The sequence below is a fragment of the Argonema galeatum A003/A1 genome, from assembly GCF_023333595.1.
Lineage (GTDB): Bacteria > Cyanobacteriota > Cyanobacteriia > Cyanobacteriales > Aerosakkonemataceae > Argonema > Argonema galeatum.
The window spans coordinates 1-25678 of sequence record NZ_JAIQZM010000021.1 but is presented as its reverse complement, the minus strand read 5'-3'; the positions used below and the strand labels follow the sequence as shown (position 1 = coordinate 25678).

Annotated in this window: 27 protein-coding genes and 2 pseudogenes; 12 read left to right on the top strand and 17 right to left on the bottom strand. The window is 45.9% G+C overall.

Annotated features, from left to right (window positions below; genetic code table 11):
• Positions 1–31 precede the first annotated feature (31 nt).
• Together LAY41_RS20505 and LAY41_RS20500 are read right to left on the bottom strand one after the other, a co-directional pair.
• Entirely contained in the window at positions 32–3079 is a 3048-nt protein-coding gene (locus LAY41_RS20505) for a CHAT domain-containing tetratricopeptide repeat protein (protein WP_249102341.1), read from the bottom strand.
• Between the two features lie 31 nt (positions 3080–3110).
• On the bottom strand, positions 3111–3956 hold the full coding sequence (locus LAY41_RS20500; RefSeq protein ID WP_249102320.1) for a DUF4384 domain-containing protein: 846 nt from the start codon (positions 3954–3956) through the stop codon (positions 3111–3113).
• 190 nt (positions 3957–4146) lie between these two features.
• On the opposite strand from LAY41_RS20500, the gene LAY41_RS20495 reads away from it, so the two are divergent.
• The 3 genes from LAY41_RS20495 (at position 4147) to LAY41_RS20485 (ending at position 8090) form a co-directional block, all read left to right on the top strand.
• Positions 4147–4617: a hypothetical protein gene (locus LAY41_RS20495; RefSeq protein WP_249102308.1), complete on the top strand. Its 471-nt coding sequence runs from the start codon at positions 4147–4149 to the stop codon at positions 4615–4617.
• 253 nt (positions 4618–4870) lie between these two features.
• Positions 4871–5692, top strand: a complete 822-nt coding sequence (locus tag LAY41_RS20490; RefSeq protein WP_249102306.1) for an Rpn family recombination-promoting nuclease/putative transposase — start codon at positions 4871–4873, stop codon at positions 5690–5692.
• Positions 5693–5999: 307 nt separating this feature from the next.
• A complete protein-coding gene (locus LAY41_RS20485; RefSeq protein WP_249102304.1) occupies positions 6000–8090 on the top strand; it encodes a hypothetical protein in 2091 nt (696 codons plus the stop codon).
• Positions 8091–8188: 98 nt separating this feature from the next.
• On the opposite strand, the gene LAY41_RS20480 is transcribed toward LAY41_RS20485, so the two are convergent.
• The 6 genes from LAY41_RS20480 to LAY41_RS20455 all read right to left on the bottom strand — a co-directional run bounded on the left by LAY41_RS20480 (position 8189) and on the right by LAY41_RS20455 (position 10775).
• Positions 8189–8308 (bottom strand): photosystem II reaction center protein J, encoded by a 120-nt coding sequence (locus LAY41_RS20480; RefSeq protein WP_249102301.1) that lies wholly within the window; start codon positions 8306–8308, stop codon positions 8189–8191.
• A gap of 163 nt (positions 8309–8471) precedes the next feature.
• Complete coding sequence (locus LAY41_RS20475) at positions 8472–8594, bottom strand: photosystem II reaction center protein PsbL (protein WP_249065724.1); 123 nt, start codon at positions 8592–8594, stop codon at positions 8472–8474.
• Between the two features lie 9 nt (positions 8595–8603).
• Positions 8604–8741, bottom strand: a complete 138-nt coding sequence (psbF, locus tag LAY41_RS20470) for a cytochrome b559 subunit beta (protein WP_249102299.1) — start codon at positions 8739–8741, stop codon at positions 8604–8606.
• Between the two features lie 22 nt (positions 8742–8763).
• Positions 8764–9012: a cytochrome b559 subunit alpha gene (psbE, locus tag LAY41_RS20465; RefSeq protein ID WP_249065721.1), complete on the bottom strand. Its 249-nt coding sequence runs from the start codon at positions 9010–9012 to the stop codon at positions 8764–8766.
• 356 nt (positions 9013–9368) lie between these two features.
• A complete protein-coding gene (locus tag LAY41_RS20460) occupies positions 9369–10373 on the bottom strand; it encodes a photosynthesis system II assembly factor Ycf48 (RefSeq protein WP_249102296.1) in 1005 nt (334 codons plus the stop codon).
• Between the two features lie 66 nt (positions 10374–10439).
• Positions 10440–10775 (bottom strand): rubredoxin, encoded by a 336-nt coding sequence (locus LAY41_RS20455; protein ID WP_249102293.1) that lies wholly within the window; start codon positions 10773–10775, stop codon positions 10440–10442.
• Between the two features lie 331 nt (positions 10776–11106).
• Here LAY41_RS20455 and ndhC point away from each other — a divergent pair, with 331 nt between their 5' ends.
• The 3 genes from ndhC to LAY41_RS20440 are packed head-to-tail and all read left to right on the top strand — an operon-like array spanning position 11107 to position 12693.
• Positions 11107–11469: a photosynthetic/respiratory NAD(P)H-quinone oxidoreductase subunit C gene (gene ndhC / locus LAY41_RS20450; RefSeq protein ID WP_249065716.1), complete on the top strand. Its 363-nt coding sequence runs from the start codon at positions 11107–11109 to the stop codon at positions 11467–11469.
• Positions 11460–12200 carry a photosynthetic/respiratory NAD(P)H-quinone oxidoreductase subunit K gene (ndhK, locus tag LAY41_RS20445; RefSeq protein ID WP_249102290.1) on the top strand — a complete coding sequence of 247 codons (741 nt, stop codon included), beginning with the start codon at positions 11460–11462 and terminating at the stop codon, positions 12198–12200. Before ndhC ends, ndhK begins: the two co-directional genes overlap by 10 nt.
• Positions 12193–12693, top strand: coding sequence for an NAD(P)H-quinone oxidoreductase subunit J (locus LAY41_RS20440; RefSeq protein ID WP_338023031.1), 501 nt, complete (start codon positions 12193–12195; stop codon positions 12691–12693). The genes ndhK and LAY41_RS20440 overlap by 8 nt, the downstream gene beginning before the upstream one ends.
• A 350-nt stretch (positions 12694–13043) precedes the next feature.
• Here the strand turns inward: LAY41_RS20440 and LAY41_RS20435 are convergent, their stop codons facing one another.
• Genes LAY41_RS20435 through LAY41_RS20425 form a run of 3 tightly spaced genes read right to left on the bottom strand, consistent with a single transcriptional unit; the run spans position 13044 to position 16059 of the window.
• Positions 13044–14228, bottom strand: a complete 1185-nt coding sequence (locus LAY41_RS20435; protein WP_249102286.1) for an ATP-binding response regulator — start codon at positions 14226–14228, stop codon at positions 13044–13046.
• 2 nt (positions 14229–14230) lie between these two features.
• A complete protein-coding gene (locus LAY41_RS20430) occupies positions 14231–14596 on the bottom strand; it encodes a response regulator (protein WP_249102275.1) in 366 nt (121 codons plus the stop codon).
• 2 nt (positions 14597–14598) lie between these two features.
• Positions 14599–16059, bottom strand: a complete 1461-nt coding sequence (locus LAY41_RS20425; protein ID WP_249102273.1) for an ATPase domain-containing protein — start codon at positions 16057–16059, stop codon at positions 14599–14601.
• A gap of 549 nt (positions 16060–16608) precedes the next feature.
• Here LAY41_RS20425 and LAY41_RS20420 point away from each other — a divergent pair.
• A complete protein-coding gene (locus tag LAY41_RS20420) occupies positions 16609–18069 on the top strand; it encodes a phosphoglucomutase/phosphomannomutase family protein (protein WP_249102271.1) in 1461 nt (486 codons plus the stop codon).
• Between the two features lie 11 nt (positions 18070–18080).
• Complete coding sequence (gene rdgB, locus LAY41_RS20415; RefSeq protein WP_249102267.1) at positions 18081–18668, top strand: RdgB/HAM1 family non-canonical purine NTP pyrophosphatase; 588 nt, start codon at positions 18081–18083, stop codon at positions 18666–18668.
• Between the two features lie 336 nt (positions 18669–19004).
• Here the strand turns inward: rdgB and LAY41_RS20410 are convergent, their stop codons facing one another.
• From LAY41_RS20410 to LAY41_RS20400, 3 genes and pseudogenes are all read right to left on the bottom strand, one after another.
• Positions 19005–19343: a P-II family nitrogen regulator gene (locus LAY41_RS20410; RefSeq protein WP_249102258.1), complete on the bottom strand. Its 339-nt coding sequence runs from the start codon at positions 19341–19343 to the stop codon at positions 19005–19007.
• A 177-nt stretch (positions 19344–19520) separates the two neighbouring features.
• Positions 19521–20369 (bottom strand): DUF3153 domain-containing protein, encoded by an 849-nt coding sequence (locus LAY41_RS20405; protein ID WP_249102256.1) that lies wholly within the window; start codon positions 20367–20369, stop codon positions 19521–19523.
• A 47-nt stretch (positions 20370–20416) separates the two neighbouring features.
• Positions 20417–20796: pseudogene (locus LAY41_RS20400) on the bottom strand (metallopeptidase TldD-related protein).
• Between the two features lie 329 nt (positions 20797–21125).
• On the opposite strand from LAY41_RS20400, the gene LAY41_RS20395 reads away from it, so the two are divergent.
• From LAY41_RS20395 to pstA, 3 genes are all read left to right on the top strand, one after another.
• A complete protein-coding gene (locus LAY41_RS20395; protein WP_249102254.1) occupies positions 21126–22157 on the top strand; it encodes a PstS family phosphate ABC transporter substrate-binding protein in 1032 nt (343 codons plus the stop codon).
• Positions 22158–22223: 66 nt separating this feature from the next.
• Complete coding sequence (locus tag LAY41_RS20390; RefSeq protein WP_249102251.1) at positions 22224–22454, top strand: hypothetical protein; 231 nt, start codon at positions 22224–22226, stop codon at positions 22452–22454.
• A 5-nt stretch (positions 22455–22459) separates the two neighbouring features.
• Positions 22460–23362: a phosphate ABC transporter permease PstA gene (pstA, locus tag LAY41_RS20385; protein WP_249102248.1), complete on the top strand. Its 903-nt coding sequence runs from the start codon at positions 22460–22462 to the stop codon at positions 23360–23362.
• 34 nt (positions 23363–23396) lie between these two features.
• Here pstA and LAY41_RS32855 read toward each other — a convergent pair whose 3' ends face one another.
• From LAY41_RS32855 to LAY41_RS20370, 3 genes are read right to left on the bottom strand one after another with little or no spacing between them, the layout of a single operon-like run.
• A complete protein-coding gene (locus LAY41_RS32855; RefSeq protein ID WP_249102537.1) occupies positions 23397–23720 on the bottom strand; it encodes a transposase in 324 nt (107 codons plus the stop codon).
• An 11-nt stretch (positions 23721–23731) separates the two neighbouring features.
• Positions 23732–23953 (bottom strand): hypothetical protein, encoded by a 222-nt coding sequence (locus LAY41_RS20375; protein ID WP_249102245.1) that lies wholly within the window; start codon positions 23951–23953, stop codon positions 23732–23734.
• Between the two features lie 46 nt (positions 23954–23999).
• On the bottom strand, positions 24000–24167 hold the full coding sequence (locus LAY41_RS20370) for a hypothetical protein (RefSeq protein WP_249102237.1): 168 nt from the start codon (positions 24165–24167) through the stop codon (positions 24000–24002).
• Between the two features lie 382 nt (positions 24168–24549).
• Between LAY41_RS20370 and LAY41_RS20365 the strand changes: the two are divergent.
• Positions 24550–25602 (top strand): annotated as a pseudogene (locus LAY41_RS20365) (sulfate ABC transporter substrate-binding protein).
• Positions 25603–25678 lie beyond the last annotated feature (76 nt).

Genomic DNA, 25678 nt, shown 5'->3' with positions numbered 1-25678 from the left:
TAAAGCGCAACAACGTACCTTTTTTAATGTGTCATTTCAATTCTGTTGTTTCTCCCTGACATACCCAAGCACCCCAATAAAAAGGATGCTCTAAAGGTGTTTCTTCCTCTTGACAACATACGCTATTTTGTGATATTAATCCTTGTAATACTTGGCGACCGAGATCGAATTGACGTAACTCTCTAATGGTGATGGTGCGGATGTAATTTTGGCTCTCTAGTAATGCGTTGGAACGACCAAAACCGCGTTCCAAATTATCAAAAAATCGCTCCATTAATAGGGCAGTTGCTTTGTCTGGGACAGGCCACAAACTCATTACTAAAGTTTTCGTTCCGGCGACAGCAAAAGCGCGACGCAAACCGAAGACACCTTCGCCTGTTTTAAGATCGCCGATCGCAGTATTGCAAGCCGATAATACCGTGAGTTCGTTCGCCCAAAGGTCGAGTGCGGCTACATCTTGGGCAAACAGAAAGCCTTTGCCAGCTTTTTCCGGGAGAGTTCCGCCGGATAGCCAGATGTTCGCACCTGCTAAGGCAAGTCCAGAACGCAGCATGGGGTTTTCTACTTTTGTCGCAGAAAAGCGGCTCCCAAATAGCCGACTCTGCAAAGTGGGTGGTTGATGGGGCAAGTCGGGTAAGAAAACGCCGTGAGTAGCAATCAGTAAGATACTGGGAGATGGGCTTTTTGTAATCTGAGTTTCCAGTGCTTGAGCATCCAAATAGGGCGATACTTCCAGCTTTTTGGCAACTGCTTCACCCAGAAACCTTGTACCTGGTGCGCGTTCCAAGGTATTGCCCAACACCGATAGAAACCCGGTTTCTCCAAGAAACCGGGTTTCAGATGCCCCACCCAAATCAAAATCAGGATCGGCAATAATTAGAGGTGCAGTAGCGGGACGAGTTGGTTGAAAATGGGAACGCAAAATATCGCGTCCGACACTGAGGTAAGAGATAGTATACTCATCCATTAAAAATCGCGTTCCCGTCTCATCGGGCAATAACTGAAACGGCAACAAATTTAATTCGCCATCGGGAGAAACTAGCAAATATTTACTATCGCCTATTACAGCAGCAATGGGATCGAAAATCGCTTTTCGCAATCCCATGCCAAAGGCGGGATTGTATTTCCTAAAAGTAGGGGTTTCTTCGTCATCATCTCCCATATCCAGCAAGTTACCTTTACCAGAGAAGTAAGAGCGAAATACCCGCAACAATTTATCAATATGTTCCGCTTCTCCTAAATCAATCATCTCTACTTTGTCTGGCTGTTTTGCTGGTAAGATAAAAGCCAGGTAGCGAGCAGATTTGTATTTTAATTCCCCACGCGCCGGGATTGCTTGAAAATTAAAAACATCAAATCGCACGAATTCTACTAAGGTGTAACCTTCGGGTAATTCCAAAGCAACAGCGCAACGGTTAGCAGTTTCGAGTTCCTGTTGCAGTTGGATTTCGGGAACTTGGGATGCTAGTAGTTTTTCTAAGTTTTTGCATTCTGTTTCTAAATCAGATAGGCGCTTTTGATATGCTGCTTGGCGCGTGCGAAATTCGTCTTCAGTAATTTCTGGAGCGGGTAAGGGTGGAGAATAGATTAAGTGAATTTGTTCTGCCCTTAAAGATTGCCATTGCTTAAACTGGGGTGCTAGGTGAGAATAGCGATCGCTATACAAAGCATAGTTGAAAGCAGCGAAGGCAGCAGCAGTTAAAGCTTTGCGTTTGAGTACCAAATCATAAGCTGCTTGTTTTGCTTCAAGAGATTTAGATAGGTGGGAATTAACTAAGGAGAGAAACAAATAAAAATTACCTCTGATATTTTGTAGATAGGCGAAGCGATCATTTTCCGAACTGGTTGCAAATACTTGGCTAATTGTCCTGTTTTCGATTTGAATTGCCTGCATTATGTTTGCTAATGATTCAGTGGGACGTGCGGTGGCAACTAATAATATAGCTAAATTGCTTAAAATTTGGGCCACAAGAGGATGTTCATCCCCCAATAAGGCTCGCCTCAGTTCCAATGCTTGTAGATAAAGGGTTTCGGCTTTTTTATAGCATCCTTGGTCGTGGTAAAGGCCAGCCAAATTATTTATACTGGTAGCCACGTCAGGATGTTCATTTCCTAACAGGTTTCTTCTCAACTCCAATCCTTGCTTCAAAAGACGTTTAGCTTCCTTGTAAAGTCCCTGAGCATGGTAGTGGCTAGCCAAATTGTTCAAACTGTGGGCTATGTCGGGATGCCTATCTCCCCAGTGACTTCGCCATATAACTAAAGCTTTCTGAGAAAGGAGTACAGCTTCCTTGTAGCGCTCCTGAACATGATAGAGTACAGCTAGATTATTCAGGCTAGCAGCCACAAGAGGATGCTTATCTCCCAAAAGGCGTTGTCTCAACGCCAACGCTTGTTGCAAAAGTAGTTCAGCTTCGCTGTAACGTCCCTGTTCCCTATAGAGCAAGCCCAGACTATTCAAATTGGTAGCAACGTCGGGATGTTCATTTCCTAATAAGCTTCGCCATAATTTCAACGCTTGCTCAAAAAATGATTCGGCTTTCGCATAACGCCCTTGAGCTTGATAAAGTACGGCAAAATTATGCAAAGTCTGAGCTACATCATAATGGTCGTACCCTAATAGGCGTTGCGCTATATCCAACGCTTGCTCATACAATGGTTCAGCTTTGCTGTAGCGCCCTTGAGATTCGTATATTACAGCTAGATTATTCAGACTGGTAGCTACAAGAGGATGCTCATCTCCGAACAACTGCCGTCTCATGTCTAATGATTGCTCACAGAGCAATTCCGCTTCGCTGTAGCGTCCTTGGTCATTGTAGAGCATAGCCAAATTATTCAGAGTTATAGCCACATAACGATTCTTATCTCCTAATAAATGTTTGTATATTTTTAATGCTTCCTTAAACAGTAGTTCAGCTTCACTGTAGCGTGCTTGAGCTTGGTAGATCCTTCCTAAAGTATTTAGGATAGCGGCAACATGGCGATCTTTTTCCCCCAATACCTGTTGTTCCTGCTCATTAGGGCAATTTAACAGCGCATGAATCAATTTCACATAAGCTTTGAAGCGTTGTTCATCCATTGGATTTTTCTCCTAAATTTTAGGTCTTAAATTATGCAGTAACGGTATATTCCATGTAGAGAACTTTGCAATCTCTATTGGCTTCCAAATATTCCACTAATTCGTTCAAATGCCCTTCTTGTAGTTGCAAAGTGTTCCCGCTTCCCTCTGGCAACCAATTTAAACTTGGCTTATCCTTCCCAATAACCGCTACAAGCTGCTCTAGACCTACATCACCAGTGATTGTAAACGATTCTTTCACTGAAACAGGCTGGGGCAAAACGGCCACACCCGCACGCAAGTAAGGCTGAGGCGCATAACCTGAAGGACACAAGCAGTAAAACGTGCCACTTGTGCCTTTGTCCAACAGCAATAAGTATGCCGGAGTCTCAAGCTTTACCTCAAAAATAATGTGACTACCTAAAGGAAAGCATTCCTGGTAATCACTCCCCATATCCAGCACACCAGCCAGTTTTGGCCCCATTTTGTCTGTCGGGGTAGCCAGTTTCAGCAATTTTTCCCAAGGGTGGAGAGTCACAGGCGCATCTGCTACTAAACCTTGCTCTTTCGCCCATTGGGGAAATATTACCTCGCGCAGCCAGCATTTTGCATTCGCCCAACGACCATCACCAGTGCTAGGAGGACACCCCGCCGCTTCCAGTTTTTTACAAATTGCAGCCAACTGCTGACGAAAGATACGAGAAGCATCACCGTCGGTTCCCTCAATCAACTTTTCTGCAAACTTAGGATTAGCAACTAATTTTTCGTGAGTTACTTCTCTATTGTCTTCCAGAAAACGTTTCTCAAATATCAGGCTATTCTTACCCGTGAAACCAAAACGGGTTGCCATCGCATCGAGGAAATCTCCCTCGTAATCTTTATATCTAGGTAAATTCATCGCCAATTCATCCTCCACTAACTTCTTTTATCTTAAAGCGCAACTATGGCAAATGTCATTACCAATTTGCCGTTTATCTACTTCAATCTACAAAAATCTACATCTACAGGAATCTACATTCCTCGATAGACAGAAAAAGCCATGTCCTAATAGATTTAAGTTAACCAACCCAAAAGAGGAAACTTAAATCATGTCTCACAACCTCGAACCAATCAAAGATATTATCCTCAACATCTTATCCCAAAACCCTGAATTAAATGTTTTAATCCAACATTTTCAATTAACCGCTATCACAATCACAACGCCACAATTACCAACCCCAAAGCCCAGCCAAATCGATGTACTTGATTCCTACATCAAATGGCACATTCCCACCAGAAAATTTAAGCGTGCCAAAAATCATCTTTTGCCAATGATTAAACCCTTGGGTGGCTTCAACAGCGTACCCAGTTTAGGCGGTTGGGTGAACGATGAAGATAAATGGGAACTGGAAAATATTCGCTTGGTAACTTCCTTTGCACCTTTTCCAGTTATTCGCCAACATCTGTTAAATATCTTGTTGGGTTCTTATCAAATGGGTAAGGCAATTCAAGAAAGCGCAATTGGTTTAGAAATTGGTATTCCCGATCGTGTTTGGATGCTGATTATTCCTACCAGATAATTAACGTTGCATATATCAACCGTCGGAGAATACATCACCCGCCTGCGATTCAAATCGCAGGCTAATAGCGCAAGTCGTCTAAAGACGACTGAGGAAAAAAAATCTCGGTTTCAGACAATAAATACGTTATGATAAACAGTCCTCTTCAGAGGACTTTTGCTATTAGCCTGCGATTTGAATCGCAGGCGGGTTATGGGTAACACTATCTATTAAAATAATATCTAAACAACTCTATTCAACACCCAATCCACCATTGAACACCGACAACCTTTGCAAATACCTCGCCGAACAATACCCCGCCGAATTTGTCCGATGGCTACTCCCATTGGAAACATCTAACATCCAAGTACTAAAAACAGAACTCAGCCTCGAACCAATTCGCGCCGACTCCATCACTTTACTACAAACCCCAAATCTAATTCTGCACCTAGAATTTCAAACCTTACCAGCATCAGATCCCCCACTCCCACTACGGATGCTTGACTACTGGCTAAGACTACATCGAAAATACCGTTGCAACGTCGAACAAGTAGTAATTTTTCTCAAATCCACTACTTCCGAAATCGCCTATACCAACGAGTATACCGCCCCCAACACCCGCCATCGCTATCGAGTCATCCGAATGTGGGAACAAGACCCCGCGCCATTGTTAGCCAACTCTGGACTTTTACCACTGGCGACATTAGCACGAAGCGACTCACCCCAGGCTTTACTCGCACAAGTAGCCCAACAGGTCGCTAATATTGAAGAAACCCCGCAACGGCAAAATGTCTCAGCCTGCATAGAAATACTAGCAGGTCTGCGATTTGACAAAAATTTGATTACCCAACTATTCCGAGAGGAAATTATGCGTGAATCTGTCATCTATCAAGATATCCTAGAACAAGGAACGCGACGAGGAGAGATAGCAATGCTTCTACGCATACTCACCCGTCGAATTGGTTCGCTTACTCCCGAAATCCAAGCCGAAATTCAAACTTTATCGATCGCGCAATTAGAAGATTTGGGAGAAGCATTATTAGATTTCTCTCAACCAACTGATTTAACAATTTGGTTGCAAAATCACCAATCATAAGCAAAACTTTCTTACTCCCTTCGGTGGTTGAACCATATCTATGGTCGGGCGAAGCATTGCCGAATTAATCTTAACTCAAAACCGAAACGTTAATTACCGCAATGCTTCGCCCCTACATAATCTTGTGCCCCGAAGGGACTTAATTTGTGTTGTATATGTGATTTTAGATACCGATCGACCTCAAATTCGCCCAGTTGAGCTAATCAACTGGCTCAAGTAGCCAAAAACGATCGCATCAAAAACAATTGCCCTCTCTGCCTCCCTAGTCTAGGATTAAGGTTGGTTGGTGCTATCTTTCCAGTGACCGATGGAATATTGGGAATTTCTAATCCAAAAAGAAGGCGATCGCACCTGGCAACCCCTAGAATCGCCAGATGTCGAACTCCAGCAAGGTCGATATCGCATCCTTGCTCGATCGGGCCGTACAGATACCGAAGTGGACATTCGGATTATCCATCAGTCCACCGACGAAGATCCGCCTAAGCGTCGAATGCAAAAGCGATCGCGCCGCACCAACTCAGAAGGGTTAATGGTGCTAATTCCCTTTACCCATCTCAAACCGGGAATCTGGGAATTGCGCTGTCGTCCAGACTTAATCACCGATTTGATGGGCGATTCCTGGAAGCACACCCTTCGCCTGCAAGTGCTGCCAACGCTTGAAGATACTCCCGCCCAAGCAGCCGCTGAAGATGGCAGTGCAGGCGTCTCCCTGGCCGAATTAGGGGACATAAGCGAGTCACCAGTCCTCCCAACAGAGTCCCCAATTCCAGAAGCCCAGTCAAACCCAGATATTCCACCGAAAACCGCCGCACCGGAGGAATCAAATCCCTGGGCACCAGTTTTATCGCCAAAACCAACAAACGCCAACTCTCACCCGCTTCTGCTAATCCTAAAGCAGCAAACTTATATCGCCCGTCACGGACAGCCCATAAACCTATCGGGACAAGTTGCACTTCCAGAAACATCAGAAGATCGAACTGCTAGCCCCCCACCCATCTTTAGTGGAGAACTGCGAATTCGCCTGCGCGATCCCCAGAATGCCAAGATTTTAGCCGATCGCCAGCAACTGTTATCAGCACAAGCGATCCCTTTCACCTTTGCCTGCGATATCGAAATCCCGCCTAACAGCAAAACCCATTTGGTTTTAGGAGAAATAACTCTTTATAACGCCACAGAAACACCAGACGACCCACCGCTAGTTCTGGCAAGCAAATCCTTTAGCATTACAGCCGATTTGGATGACTTGCTGAGTGCCTTTGCCGAAAGCGTACAGCAGAACGAAACAGACTTTTTTGACCCGGCATCAGCAGAGTCTGGAAAAGAGACAACAGAACACGATCGCGAAGAAACCCCGAAAACCGTCCCGTTCCGACCCTTAGAACCCTCTGTCGGTCAGTCTTTGCCCCCCCTACTTCACAAACCAGATCCGACAAAATCGGCCTCTAAACGGCTCGATCTGCCGACATTTGGCAATACTTCTAAATTTGCCCCAGCTGCCAACACCGAAACTCAGGCTGATTCAGAGTCGGCAAATTTGACCGCCGCCGAATCGGAAGTACAATCTACCGAGTCTGAGACTGAGGAAGTCTCCCCATCCATAACCGAACAGGATTCTACTCCAGAAGCGGCAACAGCAGCACCTGCTAACTCCGAACCGCAAACCGAAGTTGCCGAAACTGATGCCGAACCGTCCCCAGAGGACATAGCTTTTCAATCCTTGAGACTCGAAGATCGTTTTTGGTCGCGGTTGAATTCTTTAGCTACTGACGCTGAATTGTCCGCCGAGTTATCCGCTGAGTTATCCGCTGAATTGAAGATGGATGAAATCTTAGAAACAGAAAACAGTCAAACAGAACGACCTGCAATTTTAAGCGATCGATCTACTGGGACGGAAGCTGACTTGACAGCCTACGAGATTGTCGTAGACGATGAGCCACTAGAACCCCTACCACAAAAAGCTACTCAGAGTCAGGCACAAGATTTGAGCGGTAATCCAGATCTGCTTTCATCAGAAACTCCTACAATTTCTCAGGATGAGGCTATCCCAATGCCCGAATTGGAAGTGCCTAAAGGCGAACTGATTGCCGGACAGCCAGTACGTATCCGTATTAAAATGCCCCTGCGCCAGCCGCGACTGGGTGTAAAACTGTGGGTTTTAGACCGCCAGACGCGATCGATCGTCGAAAGTCCCCGCTGGATCGGCGATTTTGTCCCCGATCCTTGGGGAAAACTCGAATCTATGACTCAAGTAACAGTTCCCTTGGGTTGTTTGGCAATTCGCTTTGAGGCGATCGGTGTGGAAATACACACCCAGCGAGAAAGCCATAAAGCCACAGTCGATCGCAACGTCATTCCCCCCGATCTCCCCACCTTTCCCTTAGATGACTTAGATGTTTAATCCTACCAATCTAAAATCTAAAATCTAAAATCCAAAATCAAAAGACCGCCTCTCCAAATTAGATCGGCGGTTTTTATCATTTCAAGTTGGGGCAATACTTACAAAGCAGAGCCTATACCGGCATAAGAACCGTAAAAGAAAAGTCCCAAAACGGTGATTGCGCTAATTCCGGCGACAGTCGCCACGATCCACAAAGGTATTCTTCCACTTCCAGACACAGCTTTTACCTCTTCATGACAGCATTAAATTCTTTCTATCGAGACACAATCTATTCCAGCTAGGTGAAGTACCCTCTAGAAAGATTGCAAAACTCCGTACCTCCATTTTCTGGGCCTATATCCCGCCGCCAAATAAGTGCATTATGGCGAGGGACGAGGGCGATTAGTTAAAGAAATAACTGGAAAACAGAATACCGAGAACAAAAATCAGAAGTAAGCCTAAGAAGAGAGAAGTCCGGTTTAGCTCAACAGGCTGATTATTGGTATTGGGAGTTCTAGTTGGCATTTGTTACTCCTATCGGTGAATAAACTGCATTGCTGTAATCGCCCCTACAAAGAACACCGTAGGAACAGCCAGAGTATGAACCGCCAGCCATCTCACAGTAAAAATTGGATAAGAAACCGGCTGATTGGTGGGGGTGTTGCTTGTCATAATTCAAAACCAATGATTGAAACTACTTTTCGATAAACTGCTCGATTTGCTGCTTCGCTTCGTAGCGATCGCTCAAGATGGGTAATTCTATACGCTCTTGAGTATAGTACTCATTAGGCCGAGGCGTGCCAAAAGCATCGTATGCCAGACCCGTCTGTACAAATAGCCAGCCCGCAATAAACAACGCTGGGATGGTGATGCTGTGAATCACCCAGTAACGAATGCTCGTAACAATGTCCGTAAACGGACGCTCTCCAGTTGTGCCAGCCATTCAGGTTCCTCCTTCAATAAGATCGAAGCTTAATGAATATGATACGAAACATTACAAGCTCTAACAAGCAAGCCGCCCAGGCAAATAAAAACTTTTCCAGGACTTACGCCATATTTCTTGTTTCGCCCCCCCTTGCCCCCCAAATCTGGGGGGAGTAAAGTCTGGTTCCCCCCAGATTTGGGGCAATATTTCTTGTTTCGCCCCCCCTTGCCCCCCAAATCTGGGAGGCGTAAAGTCCTGTTCCCCCCAGATTTGGGGCAATATTTCTTGTTTCGCCCCCCCTTGCCCCCCAAATCTGGGGGGCGTAAAGTCCTGTTCCCCCCAGATTTGGGGGGTTAGGGGGGCTAGTACAGCCTTTAAGCAGCTTCAACTGTACCCTTATATTTCAGCAGAGTCCCTCTTTGACCGATAATGAAGCCCTTTTCCGGCGTCAAAAACAGAATCTTGTAGAAATTAGAAGGCACATCCTCAACCTCGCGGTCTTTTTGCCAAGTTTTTCCGCCATCGAAACTGCACAGCAAATTACCGCCGCCACCAGCCACCCAAATTTCGTCAGGCGTCCGAAAAGCTAAATCCAGCAATCCCCAGCTAGCTGAAAACTCTGGATAATCTGCATCCAGCCACTCATCTGGTTTTTCCGGGTCGGTAAATTGAACCTGACCCCCACGAGCCAGCATCCACAATCCACCTTCTTCAGTAAAACCCATATTCTGCACGCGCCGGGAGCTATTGCGATTATGCGGCAACCAGGCATCTTGTCCTGGTTGCCAAGTAGAGTAGAAGCTGCCGTTAGCGGAAACTGCCACATACTTGCCATCGATCGATCGAGAAATGTTGCGAACCACCCCTACAGCTTGCTGCACCAACGCTTTCCACGTTTGTCCACTGTCTGTAGTCCTATAGATTGCTCCCACATCTGTCGTCATCTCCGCCGACTGAGGTGCCAGCGCCAGCACAGTGTTGGGATTACCCGGCAGCTTTTCCGACAGCGGAATCCGAGACCAAGTTTTTCCTTCATCATTGGTGTACAGCAGTAGGGAAGGTTCCCCTGCAATCCACCCTTCTTGACCGTTAAAACTTACCGAATTAAAGCGGTACTTTTGCCCGCCCAAATCCAGTTCTCTAGGTTGCCAAGTTTCGCCGCCGTCCGTTGTTTCTAGCAGCGTAGCTTGACTGCCGACTAACCATCCGTGCATAGGGTTGCCGGTGAAAGCTATATCCATCAAGTTGGCACTTGTCGGTAGAGAAACGACTTGCCAAGGGTTTTGACTTATCGAGGGTACTTTACTGCAAGCCAGACACAGCAGGGCAACCGCCAGCAGTACTCCTACTCGTTGCCAGGATTTTAAGAGCGATCGCATTGTTTTTGAAATATCTGTAAAACCCGCGAAAAGAAAACAAAGTACTTAGCAAAGAGAGTCAAACTCTCATTGCAAACCGTAGAGACTAAGGAAAAATATAACCCCCAGTCCTAAAGCCCCAAAAATGAGTAAATTCTTCTGAGCTGGCGTTAAGGTGTTCACCCCCAGACCATAACCCAGATTTGACTTAAATCCAGATGCGGAGCCTTTAGGGCCTATATTTTGGAACTTCGACTTCCGCACGCCACAAACGGGACAGCGCCAATCAGCAGCTAACTCTTCAAAGGAAATTCCAGGAGAAATATCCTGCTTGCTGTCACCCCGATCGGGCTCGTAAACATAGCCGCAAGCGCTACATTCATAACGATCCAGCGCGTTGGCATCAACAGCTTGATTGCTCATCAGGGAAAAAATAGAGTTACAGGTCAAAGCTTAAAAACTCTGTTACAAATTATGACATACATTGGTGATTGGGGAAAAATAATTCAATAGGGGCTAGGGACTAGGGACTTGGGACTAGGGTCAGAAGGGAAGAAGAAAACAAGTTACTTTCCCACTCTCCCACTCCCCACTCCTCTTTTCCCCTAGTCCCTTATTCCCCACTCCTCTCTTCCCCTAGTCCCTAGTCCCTAGCCCCTAGTCCCTTCTTCCCTATTCCCACAGACTGCACGAGAATGTCAAAATGTAAAAATAAGTAACAAACGTCCTTTCGCCAAAACGGTAGCTATTAATCGTGTTTGTCCTCAGTGGCTACGAGTATTTGCTAGGCTTCCTGATTGTTTGCAGCCTAGTGCCTGTCCTTGCTCTCACCGCGTCGAAGCTACTCCGGCCTAGTCGTCGCGGCCCAGAGCGGCGCACTACCTACGAATCGGGCATGGAACCCATTGGGGGAGCTTGGATTCAGTTCAACATTCGTTACTATATGTTCGCCCTGGTCTTCGTCATCTTTGACGTTGAGACGGTTTTCCTATATCCCTGGGCTGTCGCCTTCAGCAGGCTGGGACTCCTAGCCTTTGTTGAAGCGCTGATCTTTATAGCGATTCTTGTCGTTGCTCTCGTTTACGCATGGCGCAAAGGAGCCCTGGAATGGTCATAAACTCTCAAACTCGTAATTCAGAGGATGATTACAAAGATATAATCCTCAATCCGATACAGCGAACTTCTGTCACTCAAGACCTTTCGGAAAACGTCATCCTCACTACAGTTGATGACCTCTACGACTGGGCTCGTCTCTCTAGCTTATGGCCCCTGCTGTTCGGTACGGCCTGTTGCTTTATTGAAGTAGCGGCGATGATCGGCTCTCGGTTTGATTTTGACAGATTTGGTCTGGTTCCCCGTTCCAGCCCCAGACAAGCGGATTTAATCATCACCGCAGGCACAATCACCATGAAAATGGCCCCGGCTCTGGTTCGTCTCTACGAGCAAATGCCAGAGCCTAAGTATGTCATCGCTATGGGAGCCTGCACAATTACGGGCGGTATGTTCAGCGTCGATTCCCCAACGGCAGTTCGCGGTGTGGATAAACTCATTCCGGTGGATGTCTACTTACCGGGCTGTCCGCCTCGTCCAGAAGCGATTATGGATGCGATCGTCAAACTGCGGAAGAAAATCGGTAACGATTCCATTCAAGACCGGGGAAAATTGCGCCAAACTCATCGCTATTACAGCACAACCCATAAGATGAAGGCTGTGCCTGCTATCTTGACCGGAAAGTATATCCAGTCACCCACTCGCCAAGCACCACCGAAGGAATTGACGGAAGCGATCGGCACACCTGTCCCACCAGCTTTGATGACAGCACAGAAGCAGGAGGTTGAACGTGGCTGAAGAATCTCAACTCGTGGAAGCCGGTATTGTTTCCCGTTGGCTGACAGAAAACGGTTTTGACCATGAGGTTTTGGAAGCAGATCATCAGGGTGTGGAAATTATCAAAGTTGAGTCAGATTTCCTCATCCCGCTTTGCACAGCTCTCTACGCCTACGGCTTTAACTACCTTCAGTGTCAAGGTGGCTACGATGCTGGGCCAGGTCAGGATTTTGTCAGCTTTTACCACTTGATTAAAGTGAGCGATTATGCCGATCGCCCGCAAGAAGTCCGGGTGAAGGTATTTCTGCCCAGGGAAAACCCCAAAGTGCCTTCGGTGTATTGGATTTGGAAAACAGCAGACTGGCAAGAACGGGAATCCTACGATATGTACGGCATTATCTACGAAGGACACCCAAACCTGAAGCGAATTTTAATGCCGGAAGATTGGGTCGGCTGGCCCCTGCGTAAGGATTACATCTCCCCAGATTTTTACGAATTGCAGGATGCTTATTAAGAGGGGCTAGGGTAATTTTAGATATTAGATTTTAGATTTAATTTCAAGAAATCTGAAATCTAAAATTTGAAATTATCCCTCCGACGCCTTCTTCTCTCTTAACCTAGAACACCGATTCAGTAATACTTGGCGGTTGCTATAGCTTGTAGGGGCGTTCGCGTTGGCGTAGCCTGCGACGAGAGCGCATAGCGTGCCGGAGGCATTAGCATTCGGGCAGAAAAGCTATCGCTCTTACCCTAGATTTTTTGCCCGAATGCTTCGCCCCTACGATTACTGAATTGGTGTTCTAGGGGATGAGAAACCCGGTTTCTGGCATTACTCAATTGGTTTTATAGGTACGCAGATAAAACTTACTTTTCCAAGCGGTTTAATGGCAGCGTCACCGTAAACTTGGTTCCCATACCGACTTCACTGGTAAATTCTATCTTTCCGCCGTGTAAGTCTACAGATTGTTTGACAATACATAATCCTAAACCGTTCCCGACTATTTTGCCAACATTAGAAGCTCGATGGAATGCTTCAAATAATAGGGGTTGCTCTTCTTTAGGAATTCCAATACCCTTATCCTCGATATGGAAAATAGCTCTGTCGCCATCACAAATCAAGTCAAAATGGACAGAACTTCCTGCGGGTGAATATTTAACTGCATTCGAGAGCAAGTTGGACAAAATGTACTGTAACAGATCTTCATCCATACAAGCATTTGTCAGTTTGTTTTCTACATGGGTTGCAGTCAGTTCGGAGTCAGTTGAGTAGAAGGTACGAAAAATAATCTCGTGTTTATTATGGTTGGTAAATTCTATTTCTTGGGCTACAGATTTACAGAATTTTTCTAAATATATTGGAGTTGGATAAAAATCTTGTTTCCCCAGGTCTAACCTACCGATTACTAATAAACCTTCTGCCAGGTGATCCATCCTATTAACAGCTAATATAATTTGCTTTAAATATTCTAGTATTCGCTGCCAAGACAATTCAGAAAAGTGACATTCAATTATTTTTGCAAAACCCAAAATCAGGGAGAGCGGGTTGCGAATTTCGTGAGAAACCATTGAAACCAATCGGCTTTTGAGTTCGCTATGTTTTTGCAGTTCTTTGTTGGCCGAGTGAAGTTGTAGGGATAGGTTTCGCGATCGCAACAAAATTTCCACCCTCGCCTGCAATTCCACCTTCTCAATCGGACTGATAATCAATTCGTCAACGCTTTGCCACAGGTGTCGTGTAGCTATCCCTACCTTTTGGCGGGAGGTAAGCAGGAGAAACGGTAGAAAAACTGGGCGCTCAACCTCCCTTCTAGCTTGCACCCATTGCCATACCCGGTCTAGAGCCAGACCATCTAAAATACATAAGTCAAAATCAATATCTTTATTCTCTTCTGCTGAAGAAGCGATCGGACAAGAACCAGACTCAGCACTTAAAAATAGCAATTCAGGATTTTTTTCATCGGGCAGCAAAACCTCATGATACCTGCTCAACCAATCCCACAGGAGGCGACGGTTATTTTTGTGATCTAGAAGCAGTAAGATACGGCTCATTTTTATTCACCCATTAAGCCTCGAATCATGCCCAAAAACTCTTTGATCGCAAGTGGCTTTACCACCATACTACGGGCTCCATGAGCAATGCTTTCCTGCTGAATGGCCGCACTTTGTTTGGGCGAAATCACCAGAAAAGGAATTTGGTCATCCCGCAATTTCTCGCATAAATCCCAAATATGCCGATCGAAACCGGAGATATCTACCAGAACCAGCCCAATTTCAGCTTCCCCACTCAAAGCTTGCTCAAACTCTTGCTGGCTACCAGCAGAGATGGTTTGGTATCCTTCTTTATTGAGGAATTGTCCGAGCAATTCCAGGTTACGTCGATTATGGTCTACTGCCAGAATAAATGGCTTATCATTCATAGTTAATCCTCGTCTGTAGCCTTGCCCATTTGTGGGAGGTCGCTAAAGATGCCCCTCAGTCCCGATATCGGGTCGCCCACTTTAATGCCGTAACGAGTAATTTGAATTTCCCGCAGGCTTTTTTCAAAGTCAGTCAACCGTTTCTTCAGGACTCCAATTGCCTTACGCAGCTCAAGTTTGGAGTCCACGTAGCGCTCCAAGTAGCGCATGAAAATGAAGTTATCTGCCAAATAGCTGATCCTATATTCGCTACCTCGGTACTCCCCGCCAAAGGCTTCTGTTTGATTGACTAAAATAACCGTAATGCCCATGTTGGCGAGATACTTGCACATGGAGTGGAGATGGCTGACCAAATCCTCACCTCGGACAGCAAGGCGATAGCCAGAAACACTGTCAATCATGACGATGCTTGTTTCTTGCTGCTCAACTTGCTGACGCACCAAGTGGGCAAATTCATCGGGCGTAAATTGCAGAGGCTCGATTTTGACCAAGGAGAGTGTACCTCGCTCGATCATACTTTGGGCAGGGATGTTGACGTTCTGACAGCGACGGACGATGATCTCCAATTCCTCTTCAAAGGAGTAAACTACCGATCGCTCGCCTCTACCCGCTGCTTCTTTCATAAACTGAAGACCGATCGTGGTTTTGCCCACCCCACTTGGGCCGCTCAGAATGGTCACTGTACCTCTCTCCAGTCCGCCGTGGAGCAGTTGGTCTAGTTCCGGGATGCCAGAGGAGACGGATTCAGGCGCAAACACCTTCTTGTACGTTCCAGGTTGCAAACGCGGGAAAACCTCCATTCCCATACTTGTCAATCGGATTGAGTGATATCCAGCCTGGAAGCCAGATCCCCGAAACTTGGTGATGCAGATGGTTCGTTTGTCAAGCAAGTAGTTGAGGTTAACGATCCCATCGCTCATAAATTGCAGATCGTCATCTGGAGCCGCCTCGCTGCCTTCTGAGGTGAAAAGTACAGTAATTTTCTGTTCCACTAAAAAGCGCATGAATGAAAGCACTTGTTTGCGGAATTGAAAAGTATCTGTAGACAGGTAGCGGAACTGGGTCATGGCGTCCAGAAATACCCGCTGCGGTTTGAGCCTCTTTACCTCGTCAATAATTTTTTGGGTGGTTGGTTCTCGTTCCACCTCAGCTGGTGAGAAAATGTCGTAGGTCTGAATATCGGTGAAAAATTCCGATGTGGGGCTGAGATCGAGAAAACTAATATTTTTTTGGTCAAAACCGAGAGCTTCAGCATTGGTGCGGATTTGCTCTGCCGGTTCTCCTAATGTGATATAGAGCGTTTTTTCGCCATTGGCAACGCCAGAAGCAAGAAAGTGCAATCCCAAGGTAGTCTTGCCTGAGCCAGGGCCACCCCGCACTAAATAGGCTCGCCCTGGAATCAGACCGCCATCAAGCAGCTCATCTAGACCAGATATCCCTGTTAACAGACGCTCTTGAGACATATAAAAGTCTTCTTTTCTTTTGCTGGGAACTATTCTTTGAGCGCACTAGCCACACTAAGCTTAAGCTATAGCACCGATTTCCGATCTTACAGAAGACTGCCCTACCTTGGTGAGTGCGATCGCTACTGCTAATTCTGGCTACCAGTCTAAACCGGGACAGTGGAACCCCTCCCCTAACCCCTCCCCGTCCACAGGGAGGGGGGAGAAATACCCCTAACCCCTCCCCGTCCACAGGGAGGGGGGTATTTCTCCCTTCTCCCCCCCCTCTCTGAGGTCGGAGAGGGGGACAGTGGAACCCCTCCCCTAACCCCTCCCCGTCCACAGGGAGGGGGGTATTTCTCCCTTCTCCGAGGTCGGAGGGGGGGTATTTCTCCCTTCTCCCCCCCCTCTCCGAGGTCGGAGAGGGGGGCAGGGGGGTGAGGTTCCAATGGTTGGTCCCCCTAATTCCTCTTGGTGATGCTACACCGAAGAAAGAAAGCTTATAGCGCGAGGAGTCTCAATTGGATACACTCGAAAAGTTGGTGTGTGAGTCCCTAGCGAGGCAGATTTATGGTTCACCCTTCCTATGAGCCGATCGCCGTTAATCCCATTAAATTTGGTACAGATGGCTGGCGGGGCATCATTGCAGCAGACTTTACGTTCGATCGCGTGGCTTTAGTAGCACCTGTTGCTGCACAAGTCTTAGCGAAAGTCTATGGCGAGACGACGGCAAACCGTAGGATTATCGTCGGTTACGATCGTCGCTTTTTAGCAGAAACTTTTGCCCGCAAAGCGGCGGAAGCAGTCCGTGCGGCTGGTTTTGATGTACTGCTATCAGAATGCTACGCTCCCACTCCGGCTTTTAGTTGGGCCGCCAAACAACTTAACGCCTTGGGTGCATTGGTGATGACAGCCAGCCACAATCCCGGCTCATATTTGGGTTTGAAAGTCAAGAGTGCTTTTGGGGGGTCGGTTCCCCCGGAAGTGACGCAGCAGATTGAAGCATTGTTGACTTCTGAGTTGCCGTCGGCGGCGACGCCAGGTAGTCTAGAAATGTTCAATCCTTGGCCCAGCTACTGTGAAGGGTTAAGAGCTAAGGTGGATATCGATCGAATTAAGGATGCTCTAGCCCAAAATAAGATAACTGTCTTTGCTGACGTGATGCACGGTGCTGCTGCTGGTGGACTGGGACAATTGCTGGGTTTACCTATCCAAGAAATTAACAGCGATCGCGACCCGCTGTTTGGTGGCGGTGCGCCAGAACCCCTGGCGCGTTACCTTTCCCAGATGTTCCGCTTGATGCGGACTCATCGCCGTAACGATAAGAATGGTTTGTCGATCGGGTTTGTATTTGATGGAGATAGCGATCGCATCGCCGCCGTCGATGGACAAGGTAACTTCCTTAGTTCCCAAATATTAATACCGATATTGCTCGAACACCTCGCAACCCGACGAGGTTGGAGCGGCGAAGTAGTCAAAACCGTTAGCGGTTCTGACTTAATTCCTCTCGTAGCATCGCTGTATAATTTGCCCGTATTTGAAACGGCAGTTGGCTACAAATATATCGCCGATCGGATGTTAGAAGCTAAAGTCTTGTTAGGTGGTGAAGAGTCTGGGGGAATTGGCTATGGAACTCACATACCAGAGCGGGATGCTTTATTGTCAGCGCTATACGTGCTAGAAGCTGTTGTTCAATCTGGCATGGATTTGAGCGACCTATATCATAGATTGCAGTCACAAACAAACTTTTTTTCTGCATACGATCGCATCGATTTGCCGCTCGCGAGCATGGACGTGCGATCGCGCCTTCTCGAACAGCTAAAAAATCGCCCTTTAACGGAAATTGCCGGACAAAATGTTGTTGATTGCAACACCATTGATGGTTATAAATTTCGTTTAGCCGATCGCAGTTGGTTGATGATTCGCTTCAGCGGTACAGAACCTGTCCTCCGTCTTTATTGCGAAGCTGCCAATTTAGAGGAAGTGCATCAAAGATTAAACTGGGCTAAAAACTGGGCAAATTCAGTCTGAGATTTTGGTTTATGACTTTGTTGGTAGTAGCTACGGGAAATCCAGGTAAACTGCGGGAAATGCAGGAATATTTGGCTGGTTTGGAATGGGAATTGACGCTTAAGCCAGACGATCTGGAGATTGAGGAGACGGGAGACACTTTTATGGCAAATGCTTGCCTCAAGGCGTCCCAGGTGGCAATAACAACAGGAGAATGGGCTATAGCAGATGATTCCGGTTTATCAGTCGATGCCTTAAATGGCGCACCGGGTATCTACTCTGCTCGTTATGGCAAAACAGACGCCGAGCGAATTGAACGGTTACTCTTTGAATTGGGTAACGAACTGAATCGGGAAGCTCAGTTTGTCTGTGCCGTAGCTCTAGCTCGTCCAGATGGTTCAATTGCGCTGGAAACAGAAGGGATATGCTTTGGCGAAATTCTCCGCGCTCCGCGCGGCACAGGCGGCTTTGGCTACGACCCAATTTTTTACGTTCCAGAGCAGCGGCTCACCTTTGCCCAGATGACACCGGAGTTAAAGCGATCGCTCAGTCATCGGGGCCAAGCTTTCAAAACTTTATTACCCCAGTTACAGATGCTACATAACTCAAGTTGCAAGTAATACCAAATCCGCTTCAATGACCCCCTTTATGTCTAAACATTGTAGAGACGTTTCATGAAACGTCTCTACAATGTTTAGATCAAAAATTAAAAGGGGTAACAAACCCGGATTTGGTATTACTTGCAAATCCGTATGTTGTTACGATGAGAGCGCTAAAGCGCAACAACGTACCTACGACTAACTAGCAACTTGTGTTACATAGAGATTAGGGACTAAGGATTTTCTAGACCTTAGCCCCTTTTTGACTTTTGACTTTTGTACGGGCGGGTTTAGCCCACACATCTCATTACTAACAGAATATTTTACAAAACCCGCCCCTACTGACTTTTCTAGCCCCTAAATGGCTTCCATATTCTTTTCCCCAGTCCTAATCCGCACGACTTGATCGACAGGCGTGATGAAAATCTTGCCATCACCGATTTCCCCAGTCCGAGCTGCTGCGATAATTTTATCTACAACTAGATCGACTTGCTCATCTTCAATTACAACCTCAATCTTGAGTTTTTGCAGAAACTCAACGGTGTATTCGGAACCGCGATAGCGTTCTGTCTGGCCTTTTTGGCGTCCAAATCCTCGGACTTCAGAAACCGTCATCCCCACAATGCCAGCATTGACTAACGCGATCTTTACTTCGTCGAGTTTGAATGGCCGAATAATCGCTTCAACTTTTCGCAATTTCTTGACTCCTCAGCTCACTTGTATTTGTTTACGTTTTAGTATTACTGCAAATTGTCAGTGTTTTGTAGCCATCAATACTTTTTGTCCCTGATTTTGCCCCATCTCCCAGTCAACTACCAGCCTGTACCTTATTATTGCAGGCAAGGGATTTTAGAGCTAGGGGAGGAATCGATTCTAACCTAATTTGACACTAGAGGCGGTTGGGCGATGCCCTATTGTGACGGGTGGCGACATCCGAGATTTCAGATAAATTCCTCCCGCCACGAACAAAGCGATCGCAATCGCACCAATTCCCAAAGGACTGGGAAGCCAGAATACAGCTTCCAGATGGTTGATTTGACCGGGTTGAAGCATCCAAACCAATTGATGTCCGTCTTGTAAGGTTTCTGGACTAATGCCATTCTCCGCGTTGCTAACGCTAGTGGCACCCCTTGGGGTGTTGAGGCGAAACTCTAATTGCAAGAGGGAACCTGGATTAACAACGATGTTAGCGTTAGGAGATATCACCTCAAGCGATCGCAAATCCAGATCGTAGCTCAACCGATTCTTCACCACGAGAAAGAAATTATTCTGCTTCAGACTGAATGCCGATTTAAATTCAGGAAAATCGACAGCCGTGGTAGTAGCAGAGATATCTGTTTTACGATCGATCGGGTTGAAAAATGCGTTAAATTTCCGATCTAACTCTGCGCCATTATTGAAAGGAATCGTAACAGTCAATTCCCGATCGGAAATTCGCCTAGTTGTCCCTCGCAACTGCCCAGCGCGACGCTCAATGCTGTTTAACCAATCAAGAGCCGTGTCACTGCTAAACGCAGTTAGTTGTTCTCCCAGCTTAATAGACTGTACGATATTACCCCTATTCGTACTATTAAAAGTCACTCCCAAATCGTACTGTACACAACCAGCAAGCAAGAGCGATGCCAACAGCACCACCCACAGAACAGACATTCGCACTTTGGCGCGAATCCCCCAAACAAAGTCAAGCTTAGTCTTACCAATCGCTAAAACAGGTGATTTCACTCCGCTTTCTCCTCTCTGCGTCTCTGCGGTTAATTCCTAAACAACCACTAACTCTGACGAGCAGCCACACTTAAGTGCTGGAACAGTATACTGGGCGGATAAGCACCGCCGCCCACCCACTGCGGGCGATCGCTCAAATCCACCAAATTCTGAAACGCCTCAAAAATACTACCAGCTACCATTGTATTTTTGACGCGACCGACAATTTGGCCTTTTTCTACTTTGTAGCCCAAATCCAGGTTGACGGAAAATTCGCCAGCCCGCTGATTAGACTGTCCAGCACCTAAAACTCGATCGACAATCAACCCCCAGAAATGCAGAGGTTGACCAGCTCTGGGCCAAGGCGAGATAGTCCTCCCCGAAATCCGTTGTCAGTAGATTGACAGCCAGCACGAGAAGCCCACCGCCTATCCCAATAAAATCCCATTACAGTTCCTCGGTCAATCGAGTGGATTTTAGTAATATTTGTTACTACGGCAATAATACACAGGTAGCTGCGCCCAAAAAGTCAGCGGCAGATCCATCTTTAGATGGACAAACGTACTTAACGTTTGTAATATGAATAAAAAGTACGGTAAATCGATCGATAAACCGGATTTTAACAGACCAAAGCTCTCTCCCAACTCCTGGGGGGACAGCTAGGGCGTAGCGTTAGCCAGTGCGATCGCATTTTCGATGACCGATCGAGGGTCTCGATCGTACTGAGTTGCTCTTGATACAAATACCTCAAGTACAGATTTTGCTTAGCCAATACCTATGCAGAAACATTTATCTTTTAATCGCAATACTCTTGGGCAGCCTCAGTTAAATAGCCGAGTTTTTCTGCCATTTCTGATTGCTCTTACCTGCGGTATAACTTCTTGCAGTCAGGTGGAGCAGAAGCAAAATCAGGTGAGTATTGATGGTGGAGCCGTAGGTTTTCCTATTCATCAAGCCGTTGCTGAAGAATTTCAAAAACTTAAGCCAGGTGCTCAGGTTAGCGTTGCTTCAAGTGGTACTGGCGGTGGCATGAGTAAGTTTTGCGCTGGAGAAATTGATATTGTTGGTGCGTCACGTTCCATTAAAGATGAAGAAATCGAAAGATGTAAAAAGAAGGGCATTGATTTTGTAGAACTCCCTGTCGCTTTAGACGGAATTGCGGTGATTGTCAATCGTCAAAACAACTTTGCAAAATGTTTGACGATTGAAGAACTTAACAAAATTTGGAACTCCAAATCAGACCGTAAAATAACCAATTGGAATCAAATTAATCCAAATTTTCCCGACCAGCGGTTAAAGCTTTATGCCCCGGCTTCTGATACTGGAACATTTGATTATTTCACACAAGCAGTCACTGGCAAAGCCAAAAATAGTCGCACGGACTATACTACCAGTCACAATCAAAACGTCCTTGTTCAAGGGATTGCGGGCGACACAAATGCTATAGGGTACGTGGGGATATCTTACTACATGGAAAATCAAGACAAGCTGAACTTGGTTGGTGTGGAAAGTCCAAAAGGAAAGTGTGAAAAACCAGTTCCTCTAGATAATGTTGTGAGAAATATTTATCTACCTTTGTCTCGTCCCGTGTTTATCTATGTAAGCAAGACTTCCCTGGATAACAAACCAGCCGTAAGGGAATTTGCTGATTTCTATCTAGAAAATTCTTGGAAATGGGTCGATCAAGTCGGTTACGTAGCGCTACCCGACGATGCTTACCCCAGAGTAAAACAAAAACTTGCTTCAGGTGAAACGGGTTCTAAATTTAAAGATGCAAAACCGGGCGAACCAATCGGAAATCTTCTTTAAGAAAAATAGTCAATCTAAAGTTGGGCTTGTGCGATCGCGAAACCCAACAAATCCATTACCAGCGTAATGACTGTACTAATTGCTGCTGGGCAAGAGCCGAGAATCAGCCTTAATCCCTTTCAATCAGTAGAAACAATGACAGCTTATATGGCTCAAATTTCAGGAGGTGATAGCCCCCGTGGTAGTGTTAATTACAACACCTTATATGCTGTGGGAGCAGTTCTCTTTTTGATGACTCTAACTTTAAACATTGTCAGTCATTGGATTTCTAATCGTTATAAAGAAAAGTACGAGTGATAAACATGACTAATTCGATTTTCCAAAACAACTTCCAAGAACCACGCGAAGAGTTTACTCCCAATATAGAGAAGAGAGAAACAACAGGAAAAATCTTTGAAATCATCTTTCTGATTGGTCTGAGTATTGGTTTAATAGTGCTTGCCGTCCTGGTATTCGATGTCTTCAAGGATGGACTTGGCAGACTGCTGACACCGGGTTTTTTGACTGAAACTCCTTCTCGGTTTCCCGAACAAGGCGGCATACGTCCTGCTATTTTTGGCAGTATGCTTCTCGCGGGATTAGTTATGTTAATTGCTGTACCTATCGGTGTAGGAGCGGCTTTATATCTTGAAGAATATGCACCGAAAGCTTGGTGGACTGATATTATTGAAATTAATATTAGCAACCTAGCTGGAGTCCCTTCAATTGTCTATGGTCTATTGGGGTTAGGCGTTTTCAATTATCTTTTGAACTTCGGCCCCGCATTACTTTCTGGAGCGCTAACGTTGTCTTTACTGTCTTTACCAGTAATTATTGTGACTGCCAGAGAGGCAATTCGAGCTGTTCCCGATTCTTTACGACAAGCTTCCTATGGCTTAGGCACAACTAAATGGCAGACGGTGTGGAATCATGTCTTACCTTATGCGGTTCCGGGGATTTTAACAGGGGTGATTATTTCAGTCTCCCGTGCCATTGGGGATGCGGCTTCTCTAATCGTCATTGGAGCCGTAAGTTTTCTCACATTTAATCCGGGTTTGTTTCAGCGTTTTATGGCCTTGCCCATCCAAATTTACACATACATTACTCGGCCTGAGCCTGGTTTTGCTGAATCAGCAGCAGCGTCAATCATTGTTCTACTGTTATTGATTTTGGTTTTGAATGGCTCCGCAATTTACCTTCGGCAACGCTTCTCGACATTTAAATGAACGGAAGAACTTAAGATTTAGGAGATTGCTCCTCTCATCCTAAGTTCTGTCCTAATGTCGGATGTTCTAATTCTACACTTTCAATTGCTGTTGTCCAAGTGGTAGAATCATTAAGTTTAAACTTATCTCCATGTAGGCGAGGACGACCCTTACCACAATATGGTGGCGGCGAAGTCCGTAAACATAAATTGGAGCGGAGTCGGATTAATTTGTCGGCGGGAATCGAAGCGGTTTTGAGGATAAAAGGGGCGCATCCATATTCGCTATCCCACAAAGAAATCGGTCTTTGGGGTAAATATTTACAGACTTGTTGGAGTTGCCATACGGCTTTCTTGATGGGATTTTCCCAACTGGTAATCCGTTCGTGTCTTAAAGGTAAGGCCCAACTACCGGCATGGCATCTTCTGGTATCCAGGCAATTGTACTGTATCCCTGACCGATGGTAATCGGTCGATTCCCATCAATGCTACTGGCAAGGTGTTCAATCGTTCTTTCTTGTAGTGTGTGAGCATCAGGTCGTGACCAACTTGTGTGGTCGCCTGCTAGGATTGGACGTACATCCCTTGGCATCTGTTGGATGTACAGACGCATTAACTTATTGCGCTGTGGTCTACAATCTTGTAAAGCTTCATAGATGCTAGGCCAAGAGCGTCGAAATACTGGTGATAATGATAGGTCTGCTAAACAGTAAGCTTTCAGGGGTGAGCAGGATGGCATCTGTTAATTCAAACGTGGCATCTTTGGCTCTGGTTAGATGTTGATAAGCCTCTTGACGAAAAGCTTTGAGTTTGTCAGCTTGAATCATAGGTAGATGGTAGTTGGTGGTACAACTTCCAGTTTCTACCAGATGGTCGTACCTGTGTCATTAGTACACTTGTACGACTGTTTCGTCATCTTTTTACTTTCATCTCTTGGATATAGGAGTTTAGACTAACCGCGCTTTTAAGCGCGGTTAGTCTAAACTCCAGTACTAAAGAAGCCAAGGCTTACATCAGCGGTAAATTTGGTTGAGTCCCGCAAGGCAGATGTTGGATTCCTCACCAACACGCCTTAAGATCAACCAACTTATTTAAAATTTGGAGAGAAAAAATATGACAATTCAAAGTTCAATAAACTCTTTGAAAAGGGCTACCCCCTACAAAATTCAAAAAGCTTTGCAGGGTATTAGACATTGGTATCAAGGCTCAATAAAAAGTAAGTCAAACGGACGCTCTCTATGGGGCTTGGTATCTCTATTTTTGGTGGGAGCTAGCTTGAGTATAGCGATCGCGGCCTGTGGAAACAATGTCAACTCGGCTTCTAAGGGTGATGTAAAGTTATCCCTAGTTTCCTACTCGGTTACTCAAGCAGCTTACGAGCAGATCGTTCCTAAATTTGTAGAAAAGTGGCAGAAAGAACATAATCAAAACGTCACTATCGAGCAGAGTTATGGGGGGTCTGGTTCCCAAGCCCGTGCGGTCATTGATGGCTCGCAAGCAGCAGATATAGTACACCTCTCTCTCGCCCTTGACACCCGTAAAATTGAGCAGGCAGGTTTGATTAAACCGGGTTGGGAAAAAAAAGCTTCTAGAGGTGGTATTGTTACCCGTTCTGTAGTCGCTATTGTTACCCGCCCTGGCAATCCAAAAGGCATCAAAAGTTGGGAAGACTTGACAAAAGATGACCTGAGTATCATTACGGCTAACCCCAAAACATCTGGTATTGCTATTTGAAATTTCTTGGCTTTATGGGGTTCTGTAACCCAAAAAGGTGGTGACGAAGCTCAAGCACGGGAGTATATCACCAAAGTTTATAAAAACGTACCCGTGCTAACCAACAATGCGCGTCAGGCTAGCGATATATTTTTCAAGCAAGGTAAGGGAGATGTCTTGCTCAACTACGAAGATGAGGTAATTCTGGCTGGGCTCAATGGTGAGAAGCTACCTTATATAGTACCTGACATTAACATCTCGATCGATAATCCTGTTGCTATTGTGGACAAAAACGTTGATAAGCACGGCACTAGACAAATTGCACAAGCATTTGTCGATTTTCTTTACACTACTGAAGCTCAACAAGAATTTGCTAAGTTAGGATTCCGTGCCGTTAACCCTAGCGTGGTAGCAGAAGTAGCTCAGAACTTTCCCCAACTCCAAACTCTCTTCACCGTTCAAGATTTGGGGGGATGGGATACTATCCAGACGAAGTTTTTTGCTGAGGGGGCAATTTTCGATCAAATTCAGGTTGCTGGCAAGATATAATACCAAATCCGGGTTTGTTACCCCATGAGAATTTTTGGCCTAAACATTGTAGAGACGTTTCATGAAACGTCTCTAC

What these genes read in the sequence shown, in the direction of transcription:
- psbE (WP_249065721.1), bottom strand. Translation starts at nt 9,012, where the DNA reads ATGGCTGGCACAACTGGAGAGCGTCCGTTTACGGACATTGTTACGAGC.
- LAY41_RS20455 (WP_249102293.1), bottom strand. Translation starts at nt 10,775, where the DNA reads ATGAGCAATCAAGCTGTTGATGCCAACGCGCTGGATCGTTATGAATGT.
- LAY41_RS20420 (WP_249102271.1), top strand. Translation starts at nt 16,609, where the DNA reads ATGGTTCACCCTTCCTATGAGCCGATCGCCGTTAATCCCATTAAATTT.
- LAY41_RS20425 (WP_249102273.1), bottom strand. Translation starts at nt 16,059, where the DNA reads ATGTCTCAAGAGCGTCTGTTAACAGGGATATCTGGTCTAGATGAGCTG.
- LAY41_RS20460 (WP_249102296.1), bottom strand. Translation starts at nt 10,373, where the DNA reads ATGCGATCGCTCTTAAAATCCTGGCAACGAGTAGGAGTACTGCTGGCG.
- LAY41_RS20475 (WP_249065724.1), bottom strand. Translation starts at nt 8,594, where the DNA reads ATGCCAACTAGAACTCCCAATACCAATAATCAGCCTGTTGAGCTAAAC.
- LAY41_RS20495 (WP_249102308.1), top strand. Translation starts at nt 4,147, where the DNA reads ATGTCTCACAACCTCGAACCAATCAAAGATATTATCCTCAACATCTTA.
- LAY41_RS20395 (WP_249102254.1), top strand. Translation starts at nt 21,126, where the DNA reads ATGCAGAAACATTTATCTTTTAATCGCAATACTCTTGGGCAGCCTCAG.
- LAY41_RS20375 (WP_249102245.1), bottom strand. Translation starts at nt 23,953, where the DNA reads ATGCGTCTGTACATCCAACAGATGCCAAGGGATGTACGTCCAATCCTA.
- LAY41_RS20505 (WP_249102341.1), bottom strand. Translation starts at nt 3,079, where the DNA reads ATGGATGAACAACGCTTCAAAGCTTATGTGAAATTGATTCATGCGCTG.
- LAY41_RS20485 (WP_249102304.1), top strand. Translation starts at nt 6,000, where the DNA reads ATGGAATATTGGGAATTTCTAATCCAAAAAGAAGGCGATCGCACCTGG.
- LAY41_RS20390 (WP_249102251.1), top strand. Translation starts at nt 22,224, where the DNA reads ATGACTGTACTAATTGCTGCTGGGCAAGAGCCGAGAATCAGCCTTAAT.
- pstA (WP_249102248.1), top strand. Translation starts at nt 22,460, where the DNA reads ATGACTAATTCGATTTTCCAAAACAACTTCCAAGAACCACGCGAAGAG.
- LAY41_RS20430 (WP_249102275.1), bottom strand. Translation starts at nt 14,596, where the DNA reads ATGAATGATAAGCCATTTATTCTGGCAGTAGACCATAATCGACGTAAC.
- rdgB (WP_249102267.1), top strand. Translation starts at nt 18,081, where the DNA reads ATGACTTTGTTGGTAGTAGCTACGGGAAATCCAGGTAAACTGCGGGAA.
- ndhK (WP_249102290.1), top strand. Translation starts at nt 11,460, where the DNA reads ATGGTCATAAACTCTCAAACTCGTAATTCAGAGGATGATTACAAAGAT.
- LAY41_RS20370 (WP_249102237.1), bottom strand. Translation starts at nt 24,167, where the DNA reads ATGATTCAAGCTGACAAACTCAAAGCTTTTCGTCAAGAGGCTTATCAA.
- psbF (WP_249102299.1), bottom strand. Translation starts at nt 8,741, where the DNA reads ATGACAAGCAACACCCCCACCAATCAGCCGGTTTCTTATCCAATTTTT.
- LAY41_RS20435 (WP_249102286.1), bottom strand. Translation starts at nt 14,228, where the DNA reads ATGAGCCGTATCTTACTGCTTCTAGATCACAAAAATAACCGTCGCCTC.
- LAY41_RS20500 (WP_249102320.1), bottom strand. Translation starts at nt 3,956, where the DNA reads ATGAATTTACCTAGATATAAAGATTACGAGGGAGATTTCCTCGATGCG.